The following is a 25,296-nucleotide window of genomic DNA, read 5'->3' on the forward strand; positions in this document are numbered from 1 at the left end:
CTCGTTGCCTCATTGCCGTGGCACTTTGTTGGCGGTGGCGCTGACCAACGCGGCGATGTCGGCCCCGCCCGCGGCACGGCATTGGCGAATGTCGATTAAGACGTTGCCGCGCACCATCATTCCGTGGTCGCACGATCCGCCGCCGGGAAGCGTCGCCGCCAGAGTCAGCACACCGGCGGTGGTCCGCGGCTGGCCGAAGTCCCAGGTTTTGGCGGGCGTGCCCGCTTCGGTCACGGTGATGGATTTTCCGCCGCACAAGGACCACTGCCCCTCCTGAGCAGTGAGGGCGGAGACGGCCTTGTCGCCGGGGAAGGCGATCACCGCTTGGGTGACGCTGTCTTGCCAGGCCTGTTCGTTCATGCCGCGCAACGTTTGCACGGCCACGCCCGTGTAACCCTGCTGCCCGTAGACGCTCTGCTGCGCGGGCGCCCACCCGCCCAGGCATTGCTGGTTATCGACCGCCGCGGAGTCGTCGAGCAGGCCGGCGCTGTCTTGCTCCAGAACCAATGGATCGCCATTGGCCGTGACCGGGAGCTGTGCGGCGGACAGCAAAATGGCGCGCAATTGGGCGGGTGCAACGTTGGTGGCCGGCGGCCCGGGAGGCGGCGTTGGTGCACCGAGGGACCCGGAGCCCTGGCGGGCATCGGCGCGTGGTCCCGCGGCGTCGGGCCAAACCAGCACGGTGACCGTGGCGGCCAACACCAGCACCGCCCCGGCCAGCGCCGCGGCGATCAGACCGCGCCGACGCTTAGGAGCCGGGCCGGGTGGCGGGAACGGTCGGGGTGGCGGGGAGCCCGGCCACGCGGACACGGTCGGCGGCTGCGACGTGTGCGGGTAGGAGTGGACGGCGCCACTGGGTATCGGCGGCAGCGGCGCATAGCGGTTGCGATCGTGCAGCGCCGACACGGCGGCGTCGGCGAGGGCGCTCGCCGTCGGGAACCGTGCGGCGGGATCTTTTGCCATCGCTACCGCGATCACGTGGTCGAGGGCGCGAGGAAGCGACGGCACCGCATCGGTGGCTCGCGGCGGCGGTTGGAACAAGTGGGCCATCATCACCGACGCGGCCCCGTTGGTTGCCGCGAAAGGCGTGTTGCCGGTAAGCAACCGATACAGCGTGCAGCCCAGTGAATAGATGTCGACCCGTCCGTCGATGCGCCCATTGGACAGCACCTCTGGTGCGGCATAGCCGACGGTGGCCACCACCGCCCCGGTGGCGGTCAGCCCCACGTCGTCGAGTGCGCGAGCAATCCCGAAGTCGCCCAGCAGAACTCGCTCGTTCGGGCCGACGGGGCCGGACAGCATGAAGTTGCCCGGTTTGACATCACGGTGAATGACGTGGTTGGCGTGGGCGAAATCGAGCGCCTGGGCGACCTGCGTGACGATGTGTACCGCGCGGTGCGGGGTCATGGTTCCGTCGCACAGCGCGGCCTCGGCGTCCGTGCCGTCCACGAACTGCATCGCGATCCACAGCTGGCCTTCGTCTGTTTGTCCACGGGTGTAGACCGACACGATCTGGGGATGTGCCAGGGCGGCCGCGGTGTCGGCCTCGCGGATGAAACGAGCCCGGAAATCCCGATCGCGCGACAGCTCGGCGGACAACACTTTGAGCGCGACTTGGCGAGGCAATGCCGGGTCGGCGGCCAAGTACACAGTTCCCATGCCCCCGCTGCCCAGCACCGCCTGGATGCGGTAACCGCAGACCAGGGACCCGTTTGCCAGCACCCATCAACCCTACGGTCCGGCGGCCCTCATTCGGGTCAGAACCGGCCGACGCTCAGCTATCCCCACGCTCATCGTGCCGATGTGCTGCCCCGGCGTCGTGGTGCGCGGTGCGCCGCGAGCACGTCGGCATTTGCCAACGTTTGCGCCTGCGCGGCCAGCGTCGATGCCCCGTTGGCATGCGCTATTGCCTCGGCCTCGTTGCTCGCTTCCTTGCCGCGTGCGGCCGCCAAATGCCGCTTCGCCTCTTCCAATCGGCTCTGGGCCTCGGCACCGACGTTGTCGCGATGCTTGGCGACGTAGTCGGCGATTTGGCGCAATCGGGCCTCCGCGATGGGCAATGCCTGCACCAACGACTCGACGCGTTGCCCGTCGCGATGGTCGACCGGCCGTGCGACGCGCCGACGCCGGGCGCGATAGAACAGAAGAACCACCACGACGACGACCACGACGACGACGATCGCGATCCACAGCCAGATCCGGTTCGATGGGCCGGGCGCTTTATTCGGTGCCGGCGGTTGGGTCGCCGGTGCCGACAGGTCCAACCCAGCGGCGGCAGCGATCGCGGCACCGCTCCAGTCTTTAGCGCTCACTGCCGGTTCAATCTTGTTGCTGCGCAGACTATTCAAGTCCGCAGCAGTGAGACCCCGCACCTTCCCCGGCACCGAGAACGCATACGCCTTGGTATTGGTGGCCACTGCCAGCAACGCGTCGTGATCGTCCATCCCGCTGGCGGTGCGGGTTTTGTCGGCCCAGTTCTCGGGTTTATACCTCGAGAAGTTGTCGACGAAGACCACCCACAGTTGGACGTGCTGATCTTGATAGAGCCGGTCGATCGCCGAGCCGATCGTCGCCCGATCGGAATCCGTCAACACCTGGGTGTTGTCGCTGATGTGATCGGTGAGCTTGGTCGGCGGTTGCGCGCCGGCGGGCGTTGTCAGCAGCAGGGCTACCAGCAGGGTCGTCAGAACTACTCCGACCAGGCGAACGATTCGCATACGGGTAATCTAGCCCGCCGCCGGCCGACAGCCCCAGATCATGCCCCTAAGCAGGGGAGCACACCTGGCCATGGCACCGTTGTCGTTGAAGGATTATCCCAATCACTGTGGCCAGCAACCATTTACAGCTCATGAATTCCGGCAGCCGACCTTAACGCCCGGCACGCGGATAAGCGTCCCGAGGCAGGTGTTCACCCGGGCAGGATCGCCCTGTGCAGCGCGCCGATACCACGCACCCCAAACCTCTTGAAAGACTGCTTGACTCCTGATTGAGACTCGAAACCTCGCGGCCGTGATGCAAGATGAGCAGATGCAGCGCGACCTTGTCCGGCGTCGGCTGGACTACCTCCTGCTTCCAGCCTTCGTGCTCGGCATCATCAACGCCGCCTTGCTGAGTTTGCCGGAAGCCCTCGGAGTTCCCGTCGCCTCTGACAGCCCGTGGCCACCTTTGCGTGCCTTACATACCTGGGCTGTCGAGCAAGAACCGCAGCACCTCGTCATGCCGCCCGCCTTAAAGGCCTCACTGTTGTACGACGGATTCGTTCAACTTCCGCTGCTCGTTGTGCTGACCATCGGTGTCTGGAAGCTCAAATCCTGGCCATGGCTGGGCGCACTGGCGATGGCCTACGCCGTCAGCGCCGTGATGAACATGTACTTCTACTTCATGCAGACATTTCTCGGACCTGACAGTCCCCCACACCTCGCGACGTACCTGCCACTCAACCTGCCCTGGCTGATCGTGCCGATGCTGGTGGCGTACCGATTCTGGCCGCGCCCAGCCTGAGCGGGAGGCGTCTCAGGCGACCACTAAGGCGACACCACTGTCAGTGACGTCGACGCGGACGCAGGATAGATCGGTTACCACGACGTCGGCGTCCACCAATTCGGCCGCGTGATGAGTCGTCGTGACGGCTAGCACTTGCGCCCCCGCGGCTCTGCCGGCACCGACGCCCGCGGGCGCGTCCTCCACCACCAGACACTCACGTGCCTCGAAGCCCAGCGCCGCGGCCGCCTTGAGGTAGCTCTCGGGATCGGGCTTGCCGAACGACACATCCTCCGCGCCGATCAGCAACATCGGGGCTGGGAGCCGCGCGGCCGCCAATCGAGCAGCCATCAACGAACGCGGCCCAGACGTCACCGCCGCCCAATGACCAGGGGGTAGGGCATCGAGCAACCGATGCGCTCCCGGTAGCGCCAAAACACCATCGAGATCAGCGGATTCTTGCAGCGCGAGTAGCCGGGCTGTCGCGGCGGCCCGCTGCGCTGGCGCGACGAATTGCGCGACAGTGTCTTCGGTTCGCCTGCCGTGACAGACCTTGAGTACCTCGTCATAGTCAACGCCGTATTCATCGGCCCAGGTGCCCCACGAGCGTTCGACCGTGGCGGTTGAGTCAACCAAGGTGCCATCGATATCGAACAAGACTCGCTTGCCGTGCAGAACCGCCATCGACTGCAACCCTAATGCGGGTAGCGCCCGCACAGCCGAGGGTGTGTCCTAGGAAACAGGCGCGGTTAGCGGTCATTCACTCCGCCTCGGATCCGGCGACCCGAGGTTCGACGGGCGGTGCGGCGGTCTGGGATTTGCCGTCGACGATGGCGACCGGCAATGTCCAGAAGGCATCAATCGACCGTCCCGCGCAGAAACTCGCACGTCAAACGGGTTCTTCGACACGGCGTTGAGGCGGACGGGCCGCACCGCGTCGCGAGGTCGGTCGTCGTTGCTAATACGCGAGTTACTCGCTTTTGTAAAGGCGAATCAAAGGAAATTTAACTACCTTTATCCTAATACGTTCAATTTGCATTGTCCTGATATCATACGTTTAATCAACCACTTGGCCCTCTGCCTGGCGCTACCAACGACGCAGCGTCAGGCATTTGCAGCGTGGGCGACGAAAGGACTTCTTGGTGCCAACAGCCACCAAACGAGCTCAATACGAGTTGATCCACGAGACTTTGCAGCATGGAACGGCGGCGCTCGACTTCACGACGTCACTGTTCGAAAAAAGTTACAAATCTCACTTCCCTGGCCACGTCAGCGAGGTGAGCACCCTACTGGAGAACGCGTGGAAGTATCTGCTCGCAGCCAGCGACGGGCATGATTTATACCAAGTATGCACAGAGGTGCATGAGCAGTTCTTCACATCCGAAGGATCCGGGTCGTGGTTCAGCGAGGGCTACTCGAGGTACAAGTCACTGCGTAAGCCGATACAGGATTTCAACAACCTCGCGGACGCCATCAAGGGCAATGCAGTGCTCGACTTCGGCTGTGGCCGAGGTCATTTGGCGACACTGATCGGACGTGCCGGCTTTGACTGCTACACCACAGACGTCATGGACTACCGCGGCGAGGATGCTGCTGTCCTACCTTTTCGGCAGATGGCGTCACCCGTCGACGTCCCCTACCCGGACGATTCGTTCGACAGCGCGATTGTCAAAACGGTTCTCCATCACGTTGATGAGCCGGATCTGCTTCCGCTGCTGATGAATCTGCGGCGTGTTTCGCGGCGGTTGATTATCGAAGAAGATACCTACGCCGTCCGCCCAGCGCGGCTGGGAGCCCTGAAGAAACAAGCCGAATTCACTGAATTCAACAAATTGAATGACCGCGATCAATTCCGGACTCTCATGCTCATTGATTTCTTCGGAAATGCTGTTGCGCAGGGCCTTGTCGATATGAATTTTGGCTTTCAGTTCAAGACGGTCAGCGAATGGCATTCGATATTCAGCAGCCTTGGCTTCCGTACCGTAGAAACGGAAATTGTGGGCTTCCGCCCTGGCAACATTCACAAATGCTGCCAGGTTCGCTTCGTCGTTGATCGCGAAGAAGGCTAAGGACGAGGCTACTTGGCCGGGCGTTCGAGCCCAAGATGATCGCGCAAGGTGGAACCGGCGTACTCGGTACGGAATCGCCCCCGGCGCTGCAGGGTGGGCACGACATGGTCGACGAACGTCGTGAGCTCATGCGGCAGTGTCGATCCCATAATCGTGAAGCCGTCGACCGCGCCCGCCTCCTGCCATGCGATCACGTGATCAGCCAGCTGCTCGGGGGTGCCGACGAAATGCGTCTGCCGTGCCAGCCCGCCGGTCATCTCCTTGGTGATCTCCCGCAAGGAGGCCTCGGGCCGCGCACGCGAGGCCGCAAAGAGGTGCTCGGCGCCGCTTGATGGTGCCGACCTCTCGGTCCAAAGATCGGCGGGCAGCGGAGCATCGGGGTCGAAACCGTCCGGGTCCAGCCCGGCCGTGTAAAGCGTGTTCTGCCAACGGAATTCCGGATTCTCCAGGTCTTCGAGGCGCTGTGCCCGCGCCCGCGCTTCGGCCTCGGTGCCGCCGAGGGTGATCATCAACGCGGGTAGCACCAGAATCTGATCGGGCTTTCGGCCGATGGCCGCGGCCTGCTGATGCAGGTTGGCCCGGAAAGCCACCGCTGCCTCCAGTGAGGGGGGCCCGGAGAAGACCACCTCGGCGTATCGCGCGGCAAGCCCGACGCCGGCGGCGGATTGTCCCGCTTGGACGAGTACCGGGTGTCCCTGCGGGCTGCGCGGAAACGGCTGGACGCCCTCGACGTCGTAGTACTTGCCGTGGAAGCGCGGCGCATGCAACTTGGCGCGGTCTGCCCATACGCCGCGTTCGCGGTCACCGATGACCGCGTCGTCCTCCCAGCTGTCCCATACGTGGGTGACAGCGTCGACGAATTCGTGGGCCTGCGCATAGCGGTCGGCGTGCTCCGGGTGGAACCGCTCGCCGAACGCAGCTGCGGCAAGGGGCGTGACGGTGGTGACGACGTTCCAGCCGGCGCGGCCCCCACTGAGATGATCCAGCGTCGCGAATCGGCGGGCCAGCTCCCACGGCTTGCTGTAGGTCGTCGAGCCCGTCCCGATCAGCCCGATGCGGTCGGTGACCGCCGCCTGCGCCGAGAGCACCGCAATCGGGTCGAACTGCGTCTGAGGCAGGTACGTGGCGCGATATTCGGCGATGGCGATGTTGTCGGCCAAAAAGATCGAGTCCATCAATCCGCGTTCCGCGATGCGCGCGATATCCGTGTAATAGGACAGGCCCAGGACATTGCGTACATCGCCGTCGACGACGCGCCACGCTGCCTCGTGATAGCCGTTCGGCCAGATGAAGGCGTTGAAGTGCAAAGGCCCCGTGCTCATGAGTCGACTCCTTCGTGCGGGTGAATGCCCGCCCAGCCCCAGGCACTCTGATGAGGCAACGTGGCGTGGGGTTGAATTAGTCCTGCTACATCGACTCCGCACATTTCGAAGATGAATTCTTGACCGCAGGTCCTCGTGACCGTTACTCGAGCGGATGACGATTCCGCGGGCGTCGCGCAGCTATGCAAAGACCGACCCGTGGTCGACTATCGGTCAGCCGCCGGCGATGGAATGCGTTCGTCCGCAGGCTATTTCGGGTTACGCCCGCGGGGTGAGCCGCGAGGAAGGCTCGCGCGAATTGAAAGTCACGCAAAACCTCGGGCATTGGTCCGCGCCACTCGGCCGGCGCGGCCTCGTCGGGGCCCCTCAGCTAGCTGCTGATGGTCGCGATCTGGGCGTCAGACAGCTTCGCCACGGCACCGGGCAGCGGCTGAGCGTAGAGGTGCGGCCTGCGCAGGTACCTGGGGGAACTCCCCGCGGTTACCGCCCAGTGCAGGAAGGCCCGGATCGTCTGCGCGACGGCGGCATCCTTCTGCTTGCTGTAGACCACCGCGTATTCGTAACCGACAATTGGGTATCCGTCCGACACCGGTCCATTGACCAGTGAAATCGCCTGGTTGGCCGGGGTCTGCGAGATGAAGCCCGACGCCGCGGTGTCAACGCTTTGAGCGTTGGCCAGCACGAAATTTCCTGAGGCATTGCCCAATTGGGCGTCGCCGAGGCCCTTCTCCATAGCGTCGTCGTAGTACCGGGTGCCGATGTAGGCCACGCAGCCAGGAGACTTTACGCATCCACCCAACACGCCTGATTGGCCCGCGGCGCCTACGGCGTTCGGCACCGCGGGAAAGCTGACGGTGGTGCCGGATCCCGGCGACTTACCCCAGCCGTCGGGGTCTTGCTTGGCCAAGTACTGGGTGAAAAGCAATGTGTCGCTGCTTTGACCGTCGGAGCGGTGTAACGGGACTACTGGGATGGCCGGCAGTTCTACCTCAGGGTTGATCGCGACGATCTGTGGATCATCCCAGGATTTGATTGTTCCCTGGTACATGGCTGCCAGTACTTTGCCGTTGAGCTTGAGGTGCCCGGTCACACCGGGCAGGTTGTAGTGCACGTGCACCGAGGAAACCGCCATCGCGATGTTCATCAGGCCCTGGTGCGCGGCGATGTCAGCGTCGGACAAGTAGGCATCCGAGGCGCCGATGTTGACTGCGCCCGCAGCCGCTTGGGCGATCCCGACGCCGGACAGCGCGCTCTGGGTATTGATCGTGACGTTGGGATATCTCGAGTGAAAGATCCCGGCCCACGAGCTCATCAGCGGGTAGAGATTGTTGGAACCGGTCTCCGACAAGGTCACGTCCGAGGTGGGGGGCGCGGTGGCGAGATTGCCGGAGGTGGCCCCGGTGCCGCCTGAACCGCCTGTCGAGTTCGAACCGCATGCCGCCGCGAGCAGCATTACCGACGCGGCAATAAGCACACGAAACTTCATCCATCCTCCCCCTGCTTCCCCGGTGCGCAACTGGCTGCGATCCCACCGAGCCAGCGAACATTATCGCCTTGGTTCGGGCTTGGGTGGCAGAAACGAGGTAATTGGTCTCTTGAAGTATGGTGTGGCGCGAACCGGCGGGAGCCAATGTGTATGTGCGTCAACACTTTCACCGATACGCGTTAGGTGTGCACCTTCCAGCCAGCCAATGGGGTCGGTGCCGCCGGAGCGTTGGGGTCGTTGAACTCGACATAAAAATCGCCCTGTTTCACATTGCTGTCGTAAGCGATGAATCCGTGGGCGGTTTGGCCGTTGGTGACGGTGCCTGAGCGCAGCGGTGGGGTCTTGCCGATCGTCTGGTAATCGACCACGGACGAGCCACCCTGGATGTCCCGGTAGGGGTCTTGCCGCCACGGCGTAGCGGCGGCGGTGATGGACCTTTCGCTGTAGCTGAAGGGTGCGTCGGACTTACCGACGATGGTGAGCTCGATGACGTTGCAGCCTCCCCCAGCGAGGCTGGTGCAGCCCGACGAGACCCAGGTCGCGTTGTTGAGCGTGACGTCGGCGGTCGCGGTGCTGTACTCCGTGACATGGATGGTCGTGCCGGACTTGCCGGTCGGGAACGGCGACTGCTGGGTCGTCGGGTCGGCGTTGCCGACGGGCGCTGTCATGCACGCCGTCGTCGCCAGCAATGTCGCAAGCGCTGCGCTGATGGGTGGAGGTATAGCCACCAGCAGACGATATCGCGCTTTCGGGAACCGCTGCCGGCACGCTTTCGAATCGCGGGCAGGCCTTGCGGACCCTACTATTCGGCTAGCGCGGTGCGACAGATGTTGTCACCGCTGGAACCCGGGGCGGCCATACCGTCGTCTTCGACGAAAAGGAATTCCAGCATGAAGACGAGAGTATTGATGGCCACCCTCGGCGCCGCATCGGCGGCCGTGGCCGCCGGTATTGTGTGGACGGCATCTCCGGCTTCGGCCGGCACCCCGTATTGCGATTCGCTTGGCAACCCGCAGCAAGCTCATGAGTGCAACTGCGGCTTCGACTTCGCGCCGGCTAGTCCTGAGTTTCAGGATTGCATGCGTGGAACTGCGCCTGCGCCCGCTGCCCCGCGACCTTAGCCTTCCGGCTCACCCCGAGCCGGGGCCTAGGCCGGCACCGAATCCGTTTGCCGCGGAGTCCATTTTTGCCGGTAATCGGCGGTTATGATCTCGCCATCGCGAGACGACAGGAGCCGCAGATGCCCGGAGATCAGCAGCGTGTGGTCGATCTGCGCGCGCAACAGGTTGTCCCGGACATCGGGCGGACGGTGTGGCTAGGCACTCTGCTGCAATTTGGGCTGCGCTCGGTGCTGATCATCTTGGTCGTCGCGACGTTGTTGCTGGAGCCGCCGGATCATTACGAGTGGGTCTGTGTGTCCATCCCGGTGGTGTACGTGGTCGCCCTCGGATGTTGGACTGCATGGGCGCTGCGACGTCGGGCGCCCACGACAACATCCACCAGGACGGTGGTACCCCTGCTGATGCTGACCGCCGACGTCACGATGGTCTCTGTCCTGTCGATACTCGCCGGCGTAACGTCCCCGCAGGACTGGACATCGGACGTAATGAGGAATGGCTTCTTCCTGATTCCGTTGATCGCGGCTGCACAACTGGATCCCAAAATCAGTGCGGCGGTGGCGATTCCGACTCTGTCGGTATTCGTTCTGACGTGCTGGATCACCAGGTCGGCCAACCAGGAGCCATGGGCGTCGATCCTGCTGAGTTCATTCGTCTTGGCCGCGCTGGCCGGCGGATCGGTTGTGTTGTCGTTCATCCAGCGGTCCAGAGTGGACATGATCGCGGACTTGGCGCGGCAACGGCGCCAGCTGCTGGAAGAGTTGCTCGAAGTGGAAAGGCATGAGCGCCAGGCAATCTCAGAACGTCTGCACGATGGCGCCCTGCAGTACATCCTGGTTGCGCGCCAAGACATCGAGGATGTGCGCGAAGGTTCGGTTGACGCCGCGGACCGGGTGGCATCCGCGCTCGCCGAATGTTCCGGCCTGCTGCGGGATGTGGTCCGGGAACTGCACCCAGACGTTCTCGTGCGGATGGGATTGAAATCAGCCCTGGCCGCCCTCGCGGAAAGTCTCGGTTCCCGGGCAGGGCTCACCGTCGATTTCGACGCGTCGAGTTGGCCCGACGATCTGCGCACCGAGGCCGATGACGTGCTGTACAACGCTGCGCGTGAGGCGTCGAACAATGTCATCAAACATGCACGGGCACATAACGTTCGGATCGAGTTACAACACTGGGACGGGTTAGCCTCGCTGCGTGTCGCCGACGACGGAGTGGGCATCTCGGAGGCGGCCATGGCGCGAAAGGCCGACGAGGGTCACATCGGGATGACCTCGATGCGCGCTCGGGTGCTTGCCTCCGGTGGACAGTTCGACGTGCGCTCGACATCCCCCGGAACCGAACTCGCCATCTCCATACCCCTACGGACGACAAGGCATCTCACGGCAGCGTGATCGGCTTAATTGCGTAAGGGCAACTCAACCCTTTGTAGATGAACTGACAGCCCTGGTATGCAAACACATCGATTTACACACTGCGCTCAGGCCGTATCTCTTGTCGACGCGGGTGCTATTGCCTCCAGGATGGAGTTTGCACGTTGGTCGACGTATCGCGTAACTGCCTGCTGGGCCGCTCCGAACACCACGGCGACCAGCAGGAGTGCGGGCCATGTCTTCGGCACCACTGAATGCTGCGTGTCAAAACTGAGTATTGCGATGCCGATTACCGCAACGAGTTGGCCGAACACGATTTTGAGCATTGCCTGTTGATAGGGCAAGTTGAATGCGCTGAAATCCGACGGAATCTTGGCCATCGCCGGGATGGTCGTAAACAAAGCGCCCACACTGCCGAAAATCATGACGGTGATGAGGAACGCCCAGGCCGGGCCATGCCAGTCGGCCGGCGGGTATAGCAACCGGGCATTGTCGCCGAGGCGCCACTGAACGATGACGAGTATGACCGCGAACAAGAGGCTGACGACGGAGGCGATCAGGAGCCGGTTCCGGAAGTAACGCGCCTCCTGGTTGGTACGGTCAGACGCGGCCTGCGTTGCACGCATGACCTCTACGATGGCCGGGCGCAGCTGCTCTGGTGTTGCACCAGCCTGTACGCGCAGAGTCTCGAGATGTTGTAGCCGCTTGTCGCCATCCCGCAGATAGCGGCGTCCGCGTTCCGCGGCGAAGTTCGCTCGAGCTGCGACGTCCTCATTGGGGAGGATTTCGACGAGACGTTGTCCAACCTCGTGGAGGTTCCTCCACGCACGTTCGATCTCCGTGCCGAACCACCACTTCCGGAAATTTACTCTCGCCCTCGATGCGCGGCTGGCGTCTTCGAGGAGTGCGTAAAGAAGCACGCGCTCACGTTTGCGGTCTTGATTCGGATTGAGGCGCAGTAGATCGCCGAGGAGCATGATTCGCGTTCGTTGAACGTCTTGCCGCCAAGGCGCGCTCAGATGTGACCAGTTTTGGTGCAGGTACAGCCTGAACCCAATCCATTTAACAGGAGGGGTTGGCCCCCCAGGCTGGGCCGTGGAAGTGCCACTAAGTCGGTTCCACGCACGCCGGAAGCAGCAATTCGGAGAATGCCCATCCGCGTCAGGATCTGCCGGATCTGTTGCGACAGAGTCGATCTCGGGCAATGGTTCGGTTTTTATTTCCGCGGACTCCGACTCCTCGATCGCGGCCGTTTCGGTCTGATCAGGATGGCCGTTGTCGGCGCGGCCTTTACCTTGAACGCCGTGCTCAACACGCAGCGGAATTTCGGTGTCTGACTCGGCCATAGTCGCCTCCATTGGCGATGCCCCATCGCGGGACTCTGATCGAAATATGGACGAAAGTATATTGCGCCACATGCGAGACTGAAAACATTTTAGTGAATAACGCCCAAACGGTGAAAAATCTTCAATGCCCGCCGTCAAGAAGAGTGACCCCGAGACGCACAAAGAGGGTCACTCCCCTACCGAATAGCGCCGCTTCTTGATTCGCATCCCCGAAGCTGTTGCCGCACATAGGCGTTCCCGTCAGAGCAACCGCCAGCGACTCAAGATGTCGGACCATGTCGGCCTGCAGCGCGATGGCTGGCGCCCAGGACAACTACGTTGACAGCTCCCCGGACCCGAATTAGGTTGTCGGCAAAGCTTTTAGCGCTTTGTGACCAGTCCGCCCGGCGGCGTTTCGTCCACGTCCTTGAGGATCAGCTCGCGCACGGCGGGACGCGGTCCGTACGGGCGCAGCATGGTACTGGCCGGCCGCGGACGCACGTGCTGCGGCCACCAGAACCAGCGCCCGAGCAAGGTGGCCAGCGCCGGCGTCATGAACGACCGCACGATCAAGGTGTCGAACAACAGACCCAGCGCGATCGTCGTACCCACCTGGGCCATCACCCGCAGCGGGCTGAAGGCGAACGTGGCCATGGTGGCGGCGAACACAAGACCGGCGGCAGTCACGACCGAGCCCGAACCGGCAACCGCGCGGATCGTCCCCGTCTTGAGTCCGGCGCCGATTTCCTCCTTGAACCGCGAAATCAGCAGCAGGTTGTAGTCCGAGCCGACCGCCAGCAGCAGGATGACCGCCATCGCCAGCACCATCCAGTGCAGCTTGATCCCCAGGATGTACTGCCATAGCAGCACGGAGAGTCCGAACGAGGCGCCCAGCGACAGCAACACCGTGCCGACGATCACGAAAGCCGCTACGACACTTCGGGTGATCACCAGCATGATGATGAAAATCAGTGTGGCTGCGGAGATTCCGGCGATCAACAGGTCGATGTTCGAGCCGTCGTGCATGTCCTTATACGTCGCGGCGGTACCGCCGAGGTAGACATGGGCACCCTCCCAGGGCGTGCCCTTGATCGCCTCGTGCACGGCCTGCTTGATCGGCTCGATGTGGCTGACGCCTTCAGGGGTCGCGGGGTCGCCCTCATGCGAGATGATCAACCGGACAGAGTGCCCGTCCGGCGAGATGAACTGTTTGAGACCCCTCGCGAAGTCCGGGCTCTTGAACGCCTCCGGCGGAAGGTAGAACGTGTCGTCGTTCTTGGATTTGTCGAAGGCATCGCCCTGCGCGGTGGCGTTGTCCGCCTGGGCTTTCGCCTGGTCGTTGAGACCCTTTGTGATCGCGTAGTTCGACATGATGGTGTCGAGGTTGCGCTGCTGACTCTCGATCTGCGGCGGTATCAGTGCCACCAACTTCGGCTGAATCTGGTCCAGCTTGTCGAGATTCGCGCTGAGGTTCACGATGTTCTCGGCGACCTGGTCGATGCCGTCGAGCGCGTTGAAGACCGAACGGATTGCCCAGCAGACCGGGATGTCGTAACAGTGCTTCTCCCAGTAGAAGTAGCTCCGGATCGGCCGCAGGAAATCGTCGAAGTTCGCGATGTCGTCGCGCAACTTCTCGGTGATCTGCACGGTTTGCTTGGTGAGCCTGGTGGTTTCGTGCGTGGTGTTGCTCAGATCCTGGGTGACCTGCATCTGCTCATGCAACGTCGCCATCGTTTTCTTGAGCTCTTCGGCCTGGTTCAGCAGGTTGCCCGCCTGCTCTTCCTGATAGTGCTGGGTCTGCAGCCGGCCTGCGGCTTGCGCGCCCATCTGGAAACCGAGGGTGCTGTGGTCGAGCGGGGTGCCCAACGGCCGGGTGATGGTCTGGACTCGGCCGATGCCGGGGATATGGAAGACGGCCTTGGCGACCTTGTCCAGGATGATGAAGTCGGCCGGGTTACGCAGGTCGTGATCGGTCGAGATCATCAACAGCTCGGGATTGAGCCGAGCCTGGTCGAAGTGCCGGTCGGCAGCCGCATATCCGACATTGGCCGGGGTGTCTTCCGGTAGAAAGTGACGGGTGTCGTAGTCCGTCTTGTAGCCGGGCAGAGCGAGCAGGCCGACCAATGCGGCGGCGATGGTCACCGCGAGAATCGGTGCGGGCCAGCGGACGATGGCGGTGCCGATGCGTCGCCATCCCCGGGTCTGCAGCTTTCGCTTCGGGTCCAGCAGCTTGAAGAACGTCGCCACGGTCAGGATCGCCGGTGCCAGAGTCAAGGCCGCGAGGACCGCGACCAGCATGCCGACGGCGCAGGGGATGCCGAGCGAGGAAAAATAGGGCAGCCGGCAGAAGCTCAGGCAATACATCGCGCCGGCGATGGTCAGCCCCGAACCCAGCACGACATGCGCCGTGCTGTGGAACATCGTGTAGAACGCTTTTACGCGGTCTTCGCCCTGACCGCGGGCCTCGTGGTAGCGGCCGACCACAAAGATCGCGTAGTCCGTTCCGGCGGCGATCGCCATCAGCACGAGCATGTTATTGGCGAACGTCGAAAGCCCCATGATGCCGTAATTGCCCAGCGTCGCGACGACACCGCGGGCCGCGGCCAATTCGATGAAGACCATGACCAGCATGATCAGCATGGTGACCACCGACCGATAGACCCACAGCAGCATCACGATAATCACCAGGAAGGTGATCATGGTGACTGTCGCGACGCCCTTCTCACCCGCGTGCGACTGATCGGCAAACAGCGGACCCGCCCCGGTGACATAGGCCTTGATCCCCGGCGGCGCGGGCACCGATTCGACGATCTTGCGGACGGCGTCCGTGGATTCGCCAGACTGGGCGCTGCCCATATTGCCGGCGAGGTAGACCTGGACGTACGCGGCCTTTTGATCGTGACTCTGGGAGCCCGCGGCGGTCAGCGGGTCGCTCCAGAAGTCCTGAATATGCTGAACGTGTTTCTTGTCCTGCTCGAGTCGCTTGACGATCTCGTCGTAGTAGCGGTGAGCCTCCGCCCCCAGCGGCTTGTCGCCCTCAAGCAGGATCATCGCCGAGCTGTCGGTATCGAACTCCTTGAACGTCGATCCGACGTGCATCATCGACTGGAACGACACGGCGTCCCTGGGGCTCTGCGACACCGATTGGCGCTTGGAGACGACCTCGAGCTGCGGGGAAATCGTGTTGGTGACGAAGACGATGCCCAACCACACCAGGACGATCGGCAGCGCAAGCCGATGGATCATCCGCGGCAGGAATGGCGGGATCAGTGGCTGATCGACGCGGGGCGCTGGTGCCTCGGTGGTCTCGCTCATGCGGATTTGTCCAGGCAGTAGACCATGGCATTGACGTTTTCGTTGGCGGGCGATCGGTTAGCACCCTTGATCACCGCACCGCGCCCGTCGTGGTTGTCCACCACGAATTGGCAGGCAATCCAACTCCCGTCTCCTTGCGCTACCAGGTTTGCCGGGATGCCGGGCTTCGTTGAACTCAAGACTGTGCTCCAGGGCAAGGTGACGTTGAGGGCCTGCTGCGGATGGGAGTTTTCATCTAAGTAGTTGATGGTCGCCGTGCTGCCCGGTGAGCCCCAGACCTGGAGCGTGATGGTCTTGGCGTTGAACTGGTCGAGGACCTCACCCGACGTGCCACCACCGAACGAACCGGTATGGACCCCGAAGACTCCGTGCAGGCGGTAGACCATAAAACCCGAAAGAGCGACGACCGCCACGATCGTGAGCACCAGCCAGAACCGGCTGAACAGGCCCTTTTTCTTCTTGACGCGGTCCGGGCCCGGTTTTTCCTCGCTGCGTTGGGGAACCTCAGGATCACGCGACTCAGTCCACGGCTTGGTGGTCGTCATGGGCGCTTTCCTAACCAGGGACGAAGGCTAATCAATTACTTTAGAGGGTAAGCTTAGACGCTCTAACCTACAACGACACGGTCCGGGTTTCACGCCCGGATAGAACCATCCGCAAAGTCAGACACTGCCGGCACACGGTTAACCGGCGCGGGTGGGACGAGTCACAGATGTGCACAGGCCGCTCCCCTCGCTCGGTGGGTACTACTGCATCTCGGCGAATCCGGAGGACCCACGATGAGCGAAGCGATGCAGCGCAAACTCGGCTCGTACGAGAGCCCGATCGAAGACAAGCTCGAAGATGCTTTCACCAGAATGTTGAGTGAAGGAACGCAGCGCTTGCACCGAACCTGGCGGGGCCTCCTGGTCACCGGTTTCTTCGGTGGCACCGAGGTCGCGCTGGGCGTGCTCGCCTACCTGGCGGTCCTGGACGCCACGCACCGGCCGTTGCTGGCGGGACTGGCGTTTTCGATTGGATTCTTGGCCCTGTTGTTGGGCCACAGCGAGTTGTTCACCGAGGGTTTCCTGGTGCCAGTCACGACAGTGGCGGCCAAACGTGCCAGCTTCGCTCAGCTATCCAAGCTGTGGGTAGGGACATTACTGGCCAATATGGTTGGCGGCTGGGTGATTATGTGCCTGATCATGGTGGGATTCCCTCAGCTGCGCGCTCAGGCCGTCGAATCGGCCACCCACTTCGCCACCGCTCCGATGTCGGCGCAGACGATGTCGCTGGCCGTGCTCGGTGGTATGGCGATCACGTTGATGACCCGGATGCAGCACGGCACGGATTCGATGACGGGAAAGATCGCCGCGGCCGTCGCTGTCGCTTTCCTGCTCGCCGGTCTGCAGTTGTTTCACTCAATTCTGGACTCCCTGTTGATTTTCGGCGCATTGATTACCGGTCGCGCACCGTTCGGCTATCTCGATTGGCTGGGCTGGTTCTGCTACACCGTGGTTGGAAATATGGTGGGCGGGTTGGTCTTTGTGACCCTGTTGCGACTGCTGCGGAGCAAGGATCGGTTGCGGGAAGAGCGGGCCGACGCCCAGGCTTGTGAAGGATAACGCCCTATTCGACTGCGGCGCCGCGGGATTGGTACGGCATCCGAATGCCGACGCCGGTATCACGCCTTCGCGACCTCTTCATCGAGCAGCAGATGACACCAACCGCTTCGCCAGATACGGGGCCGTGCGGCTGCCCTTCGCACATGCCACCTTCTGAGGCGGGCCGGCCGCAACGACGCGACCGCCGTCGCTGCCGGCTCCCGGCCCCAGGTCGATCACCCAGTCCGCACCCGCGACCATCCGCATGTCGTGTTCGGCCACCACCACGGTATTGCCCGCGTCGACCAGGCGGTGCAGCTGTCGATCCAGCAGATCCACGTCGGCGGGATGCAGCCCGGTGGTCGGCTCGTCGAGGACGTAGAGCGTATGCCCGCGGCGGGGACGCTGCAGTTCGGAGGCGAGCTTGATTCGCTGCGCCTCGCCCCCCGACAGCTCCGTCGCAGGCTGCCCAAGGCGGAGATATCCCAGCCCCACCTCGCGCAGCGTGGTCAAGCTGCGCCCCGCATTGGCGACATCGTCAAGAAACTCCGAGGCCTCGTCGACGGTCATCGCGAGCACGTCGGCGATCGTATGGTCGCGGTAGCGCACCTCGAGCGTCTCGTCGGAGTAACGCGCCCCCTGACACGCCGGGCAAGTGGCGTAGGTGCCTGGCAGGAACAACAATTCGACTGAGACGAACCCCTCCCCCTGACAGGTGGGGCAGCGACCTTCGGCCACGTTGAAGGAAAACCTACCCGCCGTCCAACCGCGGCGACGCGCCTTCGGCGTGGCGGCGAATTCGCGACGGACGGCATCGAACAAGCCGGTGTAGGTTGCCAGCGTCGAGCGAGGAGTGCGTCCGATCGGACGCTGGTCGACTGACACCAACCGGTTGATCTGTTCGACCCCCTCTGCCGTCACACCGACACTCGCGTCATGGTCGAGATCGATGATCTCGGTGTCGGTTTCGTCATCGTCGGATGCGGCCGGTTCGACTGCGCGTCCGGTGCCGAGGTGGCTCTTCACGACGTCGCCGAGGACCTTGACGACGAGCGTCGACTTGCCCGAACCGGATACTCCGGTGACCGCGGTGTACACACCAAGTGGCAGGTCCACGTCGAGGTCTCGTAAATTGTGGAAGCAGATTCCGCGCAGCCGCAGCTGTCCGGTCTGCGTCCGGGTTTGACGGATCGGTGGACCAGCCCCGTCGAAAAGGTATCTGCGAGTGACGGATTCGCCGACCTCGGCGAGGCCCGGCACTGGCCCGCTGTAGAGCACCTTGCCACCGAGCTCCCCCGCCCCGGGTCCGACGTCGACAATCCAGTCGGCACGGCGTACCACGTCCATGTCGTGCTCGACCACGAACAGCGAATTGCCCGCGCGCCGTAGGCGGTCGAGAACGTCGAGTAGCGGTTCGGCGTCTGCGGGGTGCAGTCCGGCCGACGGCTCGTCGAGCACGTAAAGCACACCAAACAAGCCGGCGCGCAGTTGAGTGGCCAGCCGCAACCGCTGCAGTTCGCCCGGTGACACGGTCGGCGTGCGGCGACTGAGCGTGAGATAGCCGAGGCCGAGATCGATCAGTACCTGCAGGCGTGCGACGAGATCGGCGGCGATCGTGGTCGCTACTTCCGTCAGCTCACCGGATTCGGTTGACTCGTATGCCGCAGCAGCATCGGTCCGAAAAGCCGTGGGGCGCAAGGCGTGAGCAAGGTCAGCCAGTGGCATTGCCACGTAGTCGGCGATGGTCCGCCCAGCGAACGTCACCTGCAGCGCCTCGGGCCGCAGCCCAGAACCGCCGCATGTCGGGCACTCGACGCTGTCGACGAATTGCAGCACCCGGCGCCGCATCATCGCGCTGTGGGAGTTGGCCAACGTGTGGCGCACGTGGCGTTCGGCGCTGGAGAACGTGCCGTTGTAGTAATAATCGGCCTGCACGGGGTGCTGGCTGGGATCGATTTCGACAGTCGGCTGCTCATCGGTGAACAGAATCCAATGACGTTGACGCTTAGGAAGTTTCCGCCATGGCTTGTCGATGTCGTAGCCCAGCGTGACGAGGATGTCGCGTAGGTTTTGGCCCTGCCAGGCGCCGGGCCAAGCCGCCACCGCGCCGTCGCGGATGGTCAGCGACGGGTCCGGCACCAACGTCTCTTCGGTCACCCGATGGATTCGTCCCAGCCCGTGGCATTCGGGGCACGCGCCAACGGCGGTGTTCGGGGAGAACGCGTCGGAGTCCAGTCGTTCCGTGGCCCCCGGGGGGTAGGTTCCGGCGCGGGAAAAAAGCATCCTCAGCAGGTTCGACAGCGTGGTGACGGTGCCGACCGTCGACCGCGACGTCGCCGAACCCCGGCGCTGCTGCAAAGCGACCGCGGGCGGTAGACCGGTGATGTCGTCTACCTTTGGCGCGCCGGCTGGCAGCAGCAGGCGGCGGGCGTACGGGGCCACCGATTCGAAGTAGCGGCGCTGCGCCTCGGCGTAGATGGTGCCGAAGGCCAACGACGATTTACCCGATCCCGAGATTCCGGTGAACGCGACCAGCGCATCGCGCGGTGCTACGACGTCTACGCCGCGCAGATTGTGGACCCGCGTCCCGTAGACCCGCACACAGGGGTCGGGTTCGTCTGTGCCTCCGTCGGACGTTTGCGTCATCGTGCTCGGATGTGTACCCGCCCCGCAGCCGCGCAAGCACGATGTTTGCTGCTTGACCGCGACGAAGGCAGGCAGGCAGGCCGATTTCGGGGCCGCGTAAACACCCGGGGAGCGGGTAGCCCGCCGTCATGGACATCACCGTGACCTTCGTCGGCAACGTCACCACGTTGATCGGCGCCGGCGGACTGATGCTGCTGACCGACCCAAATTTTCTGCACCGCGGCCAGCACGCCTACCTGGGCGGCGCGGCCTCGGCGACCGCGTCCTCGCGGTCGGCCGGGGGGCGTCGGTCACCGTCTGAAACAAGGCCGGACCGTCGGCGTTGGCTGCGCCGCTTATCGCAGCTGGATCGTCACCACATTGATGGTGCTGTTGAACGGAAACGTGTCGTCATAGGTATCGGCGGCTGGTGTCCCGCCATCGATGCCGATGTCGAGTCCCTCGTCCGCGCTGAACCCAAAGGGCACCGTGCGTTCGATGCGCGCGTCCCCTACGTGTCGACCGTCGAGCAGCAGCCTCGCCACGCCGCCCTTGCCTAAACCGCCACCGTCGTAGTCGAATTCGATCGCGACGGTGACTTCGCCGGCAGGCAGGATTTCCGATGCGGTGATGGTGGTGTACGTCGAGCCGAAATAGTTGTAGGTGAACTTGGGCCGCCCGTTCTGCACATACAGCGACAGTCCCGCGAAATAGCCGCCGGCTGCCAGCAGAACGCCTTCCACGGTTGGCCCGCCCGGCGTGTCGATTACCGCGGTGATCGAATACGACCGGTTGAACGTGCTGCGAATAATGTCCTCGGGCATGCGAATCGCGCCCTGACCGAAGGAGATGGAAGACCGCTCCCCCAGAATGGTGGGACGGGCACCGATCGCGCGGATCGGTCCGCGGTCGTCAAGGGGAAAGACGGAGTTCTTCTCGGCTTCGGCGTCGAATAACGCCTGTAGTTCGGCGAGCTTGTCCGGGTGTTCGGCGGATAGGTCGACCGCTTGGCTGTAGTCGCGGCTCAGGTCGTAGAGCTCCCAGCGGTCATCGCTGAACTCCGGCAGAGAGCTCTTCTTCCACTGGATTTTGCCGTGGTAGGTGCACGCGATCCAATTCTCGTGATAGATCCCGCGGGTGCCTTGGATCTCGAAATACTGTGTGCGGCGACGGTCCTCGACCGCGGCATCGTCGAAGGTGTACGCCACACTGACGCCGTCGTGGGGCTTTTGAGCCACACCGTTGACCGTTGTTGGTGCCGGAATGCCGGCGGCCTCCAGAATGGTGGGGGCAATGTCGATGACGTGGTGAAACTGGGAACGCAGCCCGCCCCGGTCGGTCAATCGCTCGGGCCAAGTCACGATCATCGGGTTGCGGGTGCCGCCGAAGTGGCTGGCGAACTGTTTGGTGAACTGGAAGGGCGTGCACATCGCCCACGCGAATCCGACTGGATACTCGTTGCTGGCCTTCGGCCCGCCGAATTCGTCCATCTTCGATAGCACCACCGCGACGTCCTCCTGGAGTCCGTTCAGTGCCACCATTTCGTTGAAGACACCATCGATTCCACCGGCAGGCGCGGCTCCGTTGTCCCCGATGATGTAGAAGAACAGCGTGTTGTCCCATTCGGACATGTCTTTGAGCGCCGCGACCATCCGCCCAATCTCGTAATCGGTGTGGGCCAAAAAGCCCGCGTAGACCTCCATCAGCCGGGAGGCGATGCGCTGCCGATCCGGCGAGATCGAGTCCCATGCGGGAATGGACTCGTGGCGCGGTGTCAACTCCGCGTCGGCGGGGATCACCCCCAGCTGTTTCTGACGAGCGAAGATCTCCTCGCGTAGCGTGTCCCAGCCCTGGTCAAACTGGCCGCGGAAGGGCTCGCTCCACTCAGGCGCGACATGGTGCGGTGCGTGGGTCGCGCCGGGAGCCCAGTACACGAAAAACGGCCGATCCGGTGAGATGGACCGCTGCCGATGAACCCATTCGATCATCCGATCGGCGAGATCAGTGGTCAGGTGATAGTTCTCGACGTTTTCGGGACGTTCGATCGGTGTCGTCCCGTGATACAGGCCGGGATTGTATTGGTGCGCTTCACCGCCCATGAACCCGTAAAACTCTTCGAAACCCATGCCTGTGGGCCACCGATCGAACGGGCCGCTCGGACTCACTTCCCATACCGGGGTGTTATGCCACTTGCCGAACGCCGCGGTGCTGTAGCCGTTGAGCCGCAACGTCTCAGCGACCGTGGCGGCCGATTTCGGGATGATGCTGTTGTAGCCGTCGTATCCGGTAGCCCACTCGGTGATGTTGCCGGTGTTCACCACATGATGATTCCGGCCCGTGAGCAATGCAGCCCGGGTGGGCGAACACAGCGCAGTGGTGTGAAATCTGTTGTACCGCAAACCTTCCTGCGCCAATGCGTCGCCGGTTGGCGATGGGACCGGACCGCCGAATGTCGCGGTTGCCCCGAACCCCACATCGTCGAGCAGCACAATCACGACATTCGGTGCGCCCTGCGGCGCCCGGATGGGCGTGATGGTGGGCATCACCGAATCAGAAATCGTTCGTGCCGCTCTGCCGCCCGTCGGCGTGTCAGGCAGCGGCAGCCGGGTGCGATCGAGCGTTCTTGCAACGTCTGGCGTCATAGGCCCGCACGTTATAGCCGAACCGCCCGCGTTGCCCGGTGAACGTACTTTCGCCGGCCCGCCGGGACTAGTCACATACTGCGCTGCCACGACCGATACACCGTCCGACCGACCGTCGCGTGATCGGGCTCAGGCGCAGTCATCGAGGCGTCGAGGCCCGAATGATCTTCGAGGGCAAGAACTTCGCGGAGAATTAACGCCACGTCTCCCTCGGCGTCGTGATCGGGGTGCTTGAAGTACTGGGTGTGCGCCGCCCCAGGGCGTAGCCGCTCGGGCCTGTTACCGCTGACCGCGATCTCGCGGATGCCCGGTCCGAACAGCGGGCGAAGCGCGCCGCCGAACCAGTCACCGCGGATGCTGCCTCGGCGCACCGGAAACCAGATGTTGGTCCAGCGGGTCACGGCGAACGGGGATAGCGCTCCCAGCACACCAGCCGCACCATAGCTCGCCGGCCCGTTCCCGACAGCGTCGACAGGTAACGCCGCCGACCGAGGTGGGCAACTGGCCACCACACCCCTACGGATCAGCTTGTCGAACAACTCGCGCCGCCGACCGTCGGAGGGGCTGAGACCGCCGAGGATGGGCGGCCTGGCTACGAACAGGTCGGCCAGCGCCATCGGTGTACCAACCGTAATGAAATCTGTTATTCGCCAAGGGTTTCCCTGCGCCCGAAGGTCCTGCCACAGGGCGAACTGCATGGCTTGGAAGTCATCGAGTGCGCCCGGCGAGTCCGCGTCGGCCGTCAGCCGGTCGGCGGCTGCCTCGACGCCATCCAACGAGCCGAGGCCGCCGGAACTTTCGGCCGGTGCTGCGCGCAGTTGGTGCGTCTCGTCCCACAACGTCGTCAACGCGTCATAGGCGATGTGGCCGCCGATGCCGTGTCCCACCACGACGATGCGTGCGTAACGGCCTTGGTGCAGTGTGTACAACAGGTCGACGAGCCCACGCCGGATCACGCGCCGGGCCGCATGTGACTGCGGCACGGGGGCGAAATACCGGGCGACGTTGACGAAGCCGCTCGTGAGGAAGCTGCGGGTCAACGCGCGCGGCGCGATGCGAAGTAAGGCCAGCGCGACGGTCACCACCACCACGCTGGTGGCGAGCCCGATGATCCATCCGGCCACCCCGGTGTGCAGGAAGTAGCCGCCCACCACAAACAGCCCCACCAGCACGGTGAGAGGGACCAGCACAGCCAGCCACACCAAGCGCCAGATGCCGAACAACTGGTCGGCCACGTGGCGGGGTCGGCGGAGGAAGACCCGTGCGAGCGCGGCCATGCATCCCGCATACCGGGCACTCGTCATCAGAAACGACCAGTCGTATTCGAAGAGTTCGACTCCGATCGACGGCGCAACGTAGCGGCGCGCCTCGTAGGAAGCCGTGATCTCGATGGGATCGGGGTAGTACTCCCAACCTTCGTCGCCCGGGGGCAACACCGTCTTGGCGAAGTCGTCGAAAATGTCCATGGGCCGGCGCTCGCGCAGACCGTGCACGAAGACCACGGCGGTGCGTACGGCGGTGTCGGTGCTCATCGTCCTCCCGGGACAGTGCACCGAGCAGGCTAACAGTTTGCTCAGCACTTCGTCGTGGAAGCACATGTCAAGGATCAGCCGAAGTAACTGTCAGGCATCACCCGAAACACTGTCAGGCATCACCCGGAATCGAAACGTCAAGCATCAGCCGAGGCAACACACTTTTAAGGTGGGGCGGGCGGGGCTCGAACCCGCGACCAACGGATTATGAGTCCGCGGCTCTAACCAACTGAGCTACCGCCCCTGGTATTCAACGGGTTCGACCTTAGCCCCAGCTCGCACTCCCAGCGAAGCAGTGGTGCTTAGTCCGCGCCTCGCCCTGTCGCTTGCTGCAATTCGTCGATGAGCTCCGAGGCTTGAGCTTTCGTTAGATCGTCGGGAACATCCCGGCCGGCCTCCTGAGCCAGCGTGTGCAGGTAACTGCGCTGCGGCCCTGTCATCGGTTCGTCGCCGGTCACCCATTCCGACGTGTCCTTCTCGGGAGTCTCTTGCGGTGCGGCTTGCGTGTTGTTTGTCATGGGCGACGGAATATCCATCGCACATGCGTTCGAAACATTCAGCTGAAGACCGTCTGCCCGTCGACATCGAGCAGGTAGGTCTCGGTTCCTTCCGACACCCGGGGCGCATCCCCACCCAACGACACCGCGATTTTATTGCTGGCATTGCGCATCACATCAAGGGTGATCTCGACGGCCTCGGCCTCGGAAAACCGAGCGCGCACCTCGGCGACAACGTCGGCGTCGAGGTGCGCCGGCGTCCAAATTAACCCATCTACATACCGCAGCGCGGCTTTTGCGCGATCGTCGATCAGCTCCGACTGCTCGAACTGCCCGATGTCGCCGTACAGCGTCTCCGAGCCCCCGGCATCCAGCGCCCTGCTCTCCCGCACCGACTTACACAGCCGGCAGTTGTGCGCGGCCGCCCCGCGCAGCCGCACCAGCTCGGACGTCACCGGGTCCAGCGAACGCATCCGACCCACCGAGGGCAGGAACTCGTTGAACACCTCACCAGACGAGTCGGTGGCGTGATCCCACTCGATCGGCTCGCTTGTCCAACCCAACAGGCTCGAACCGACATCCAACGCCTCTAGCCCGGCCCGCACCCGCGGCACCAAGTCGGCGATGTACATCGCCACCACCGCGCCAAAGGTACTGTCCCCCAACGCCTTAAACAACCGCGTCCGCTGCTCGACGGTGATCGCGGACACGTCGGCGCTGAACTGCTCGGCGAATTCGGCGACCACGGCCTCAACGTCGGACACCGGCTCGGAAACCGGGACCTCGACCGGCAGCGGCGGCAACGACATCGTCTGCGCACACACCCGCCGCACCAGGCCCACCAGACGGCCGTCGGGCGACGCCAGCGACACCAACCGCGTCAGCTGACCATTTCGAACCGTAGCGGGAACCACCATGCCCGATACGTTACG

Annotated in this window: 19 protein-coding genes, 1 tRNA gene and 1 pseudogene; 5 read left to right on the top strand and 16 right to left on the bottom strand. The window is 63.5% G+C overall.

Going from position 1 to position 25,296, the window contains the following annotated elements; translation table 11 throughout:
* Positions 1 to 9: 9 nt before the first annotated feature.
* On the bottom strand, positions 10 to 1,722 hold the full coding sequence (locus AAHS21_RS12615; RefSeq protein ID WP_342928010.1) for a serine/threonine-protein kinase PknH/PknJ: 1,713 nt from the start codon (positions 1,720 to 1,722) through the stop codon (positions 10 to 12).
* 68 nt (positions 1,723 to 1,790) lie between these two features.
* Complete coding sequence (locus AAHS21_RS12620; RefSeq protein WP_342928011.1) at positions 1,791 to 2,717, bottom strand: TPM domain-containing protein; 927 nt, start codon at positions 2,715 to 2,717, stop codon at positions 1,791 to 1,793.
* A gap of 310 nt (positions 2,718 to 3,027) precedes the next feature.
* Between AAHS21_RS12620 and AAHS21_RS12625 the strand changes: the two genes are divergently transcribed.
* Positions 3,028 to 3,501: a hypothetical protein gene (locus AAHS21_RS12625; RefSeq protein ID WP_342928012.1), complete on the top strand. Its 474-nt coding sequence runs from the start codon at positions 3,028 to 3,030 to the stop codon at positions 3,499 to 3,501.
* Positions 3,502 to 3,513: 12 nt separating this feature from the next.
* Here the strand turns inward: AAHS21_RS12625 and AAHS21_RS12630 are convergent, their stop codons facing one another.
* The gene (locus tag AAHS21_RS12630) at positions 3,514 to 4,164 is read right to left on the bottom strand and encodes an HAD-IA family hydrolase (RefSeq protein WP_342928013.1); all 651 of its coding nucleotides are present in this window, start codon (positions 4,162 to 4,164) and stop codon (positions 3,514 to 3,516) included.
* Between the two features lie 458 nt (positions 4,165 to 4,622).
* Here AAHS21_RS12630 and AAHS21_RS12635 point away from each other — a divergent pair, with 458 nt between their 5' ends.
* Positions 4,623 to 5,549: a class I SAM-dependent methyltransferase gene (locus AAHS21_RS12635; RefSeq protein ID WP_342928014.1), complete on the top strand. Its 927-nt coding sequence runs from the start codon at positions 4,623 to 4,625 to the stop codon at positions 5,547 to 5,549.
* A gap of 8 nt (positions 5,550 to 5,557) precedes the next feature.
* On the opposite strand, the gene AAHS21_RS12640 is transcribed toward AAHS21_RS12635, so the two are convergent.
* From AAHS21_RS12640 to AAHS21_RS12655, 4 genes are all read right to left on the bottom strand, one after another.
* Entirely contained in the window at positions 5,558 to 6,871 is a 1,314-nt protein-coding gene (locus tag AAHS21_RS12640) for an NtaA/DmoA family FMN-dependent monooxygenase (RefSeq protein WP_342928015.1), read from the bottom strand.
* Between the two features lie 370 nt (positions 6,872 to 7,241).
* Positions 7,242 to 8,357 carry a phosphate ABC transporter substrate-binding protein PstS gene (pstS, locus tag AAHS21_RS12645; protein ID WP_342928016.1) on the bottom strand — a complete coding sequence of 372 codons (1,116 nt, stop codon included), beginning with the start codon at positions 8,355 to 8,357 and terminating at the stop codon, positions 7,242 to 7,244.
* A gap of 179 nt (positions 8,358 to 8,536) precedes the next feature.
* Complete coding sequence (locus AAHS21_RS12650) at positions 8,537 to 9,025, bottom strand: hypothetical protein (protein ID WP_342928215.1); 489 nt, start codon at positions 9,023 to 9,025, stop codon at positions 8,537 to 8,539.
* Positions 9,026 to 9,159: 134 nt separating this feature from the next.
* On the bottom strand, positions 9,160 to 9,366 hold the full coding sequence (locus tag AAHS21_RS12655; protein WP_342928017.1) for a hypothetical protein: 207 nt from the start codon (positions 9,364 to 9,366) through the stop codon (positions 9,160 to 9,162).
* A gap of 231 nt (positions 9,367 to 9,597) precedes the next feature.
* On the opposite strand from AAHS21_RS12655, the gene AAHS21_RS12660 reads away from it, so the two are divergent.
* The gene (locus AAHS21_RS12660; protein ID WP_342928018.1) at positions 9,598 to 10,866 is read left to right on the top strand and encodes an ATP-binding protein; all 1,269 of its coding nucleotides are present in this window, start codon (positions 9,598 to 9,600) and stop codon (positions 10,864 to 10,866) included.
* A gap of 86 nt (positions 10,867 to 10,952) precedes the next feature.
* On the opposite strand, the gene AAHS21_RS12665 is transcribed toward AAHS21_RS12660, so the two are convergent.
* The 3 genes from AAHS21_RS12665 to AAHS21_RS12675 all read right to left on the bottom strand — a co-directional run bounded on the left by AAHS21_RS12665 (position 10,953) and on the right by AAHS21_RS12675 (position 16,030).
* Positions 10,953 to 12,191 carry a hypothetical protein gene (locus tag AAHS21_RS12665; RefSeq protein ID WP_342928019.1) on the bottom strand — a complete coding sequence of 413 codons (1,239 nt, stop codon included), beginning with the start codon at positions 12,189 to 12,191 and terminating at the stop codon, positions 10,953 to 10,955.
* Positions 12,192 to 12,551: 360 nt separating this feature from the next.
* Complete coding sequence (locus AAHS21_RS12670) at positions 12,552 to 15,485, bottom strand: MMPL family transporter (RefSeq protein WP_342928020.1); 2,934 nt, start codon at positions 15,483 to 15,485, stop codon at positions 12,552 to 12,554.
* Entirely contained in the window at positions 15,482 to 16,030 is a 549-nt protein-coding gene (locus AAHS21_RS12675) for an MmpS family transport accessory protein (RefSeq protein ID WP_342928021.1), read from the bottom strand. The genes AAHS21_RS12670 and AAHS21_RS12675 overlap by 4 nt, the downstream gene beginning before the upstream one ends.
* A gap of 234 nt (positions 16,031 to 16,264) precedes the next feature.
* On the opposite strand from AAHS21_RS12675, the gene AAHS21_RS12680 reads away from it, so the two are divergent.
* The gene (locus tag AAHS21_RS12680; protein WP_342928022.1) at positions 16,265 to 17,089 is read left to right on the top strand and encodes a formate/nitrite transporter family protein; all 825 of its coding nucleotides are present in this window, start codon (positions 16,265 to 16,267) and stop codon (positions 17,087 to 17,089) included.
* Positions 17,090 to 17,167: 78 nt separating this feature from the next.
* Here the strand turns inward: AAHS21_RS12680 and AAHS21_RS12685 are convergent, their stop codons facing one another.
* Positions 17,168 to 19,714 carry an excinuclease ABC subunit UvrA gene (locus AAHS21_RS12685; protein WP_342928023.1) on the bottom strand — a complete coding sequence of 849 codons (2,547 nt, stop codon included), beginning with the start codon at positions 19,712 to 19,714 and terminating at the stop codon, positions 17,168 to 17,170.
* Between the two features lie 128 nt (positions 19,715 to 19,842).
* Here AAHS21_RS12685 and AAHS21_RS12690 point away from each other — a divergent pair.
* Positions 19,843 to 19,956: pseudogene (locus tag AAHS21_RS12690) on the top strand (MBL fold metallo-hydrolase); the annotation flags it as partial.
* A gap of 93 nt (positions 19,957 to 20,049) precedes the next feature.
* Here the strand turns inward: AAHS21_RS12690 and AAHS21_RS12695 are convergent.
* The 5 genes from AAHS21_RS12695 to AAHS21_RS12715 form a co-directional block, all read right to left on the bottom strand.
* A complete protein-coding gene (locus tag AAHS21_RS12695) occupies positions 20,050 to 22,236 on the bottom strand; it encodes an arylsulfatase (RefSeq protein ID WP_342928024.1) in 2,187 nt (728 codons plus the stop codon).
* Positions 22,237 to 22,406: 170 nt separating this feature from the next.
* A complete protein-coding gene (locus tag AAHS21_RS12700; RefSeq protein ID WP_342928025.1) occupies positions 22,407 to 23,867 on the bottom strand; it encodes a hypothetical protein in 1,461 nt (486 codons plus the stop codon).
* A 170-nt stretch (positions 23,868 to 24,037) separates the two neighbouring features.
* Positions 24,038 to 24,111, bottom strand: a tRNA-Ile gene (locus AAHS21_RS12705).
* A 58-nt stretch (positions 24,112 to 24,169) separates the two neighbouring features.
* The gene (locus tag AAHS21_RS12710; RefSeq protein ID WP_096289041.1) at positions 24,170 to 24,385 is read right to left on the bottom strand and encodes a DUF3072 domain-containing protein; all 216 of its coding nucleotides are present in this window, start codon (positions 24,383 to 24,385) and stop codon (positions 24,170 to 24,172) included.
* 38 nt (positions 24,386 to 24,423) lie between these two features.
* Positions 24,424 to 25,281, bottom strand: a complete 858-nt coding sequence (locus AAHS21_RS12715) for a carboxymuconolactone decarboxylase family protein (protein ID WP_342928026.1) — start codon at positions 25,279 to 25,281, stop codon at positions 24,424 to 24,426.
* Positions 25,282 to 25,296 lie beyond the last annotated feature (15 nt).

Source organism: Mycobacterium sp. 050272, from assembly GCF_039023525.1.
Classification (GTDB): Bacteria; Actinomycetota; Actinomycetes; order Mycobacteriales; family Mycobacteriaceae; genus Mycobacterium.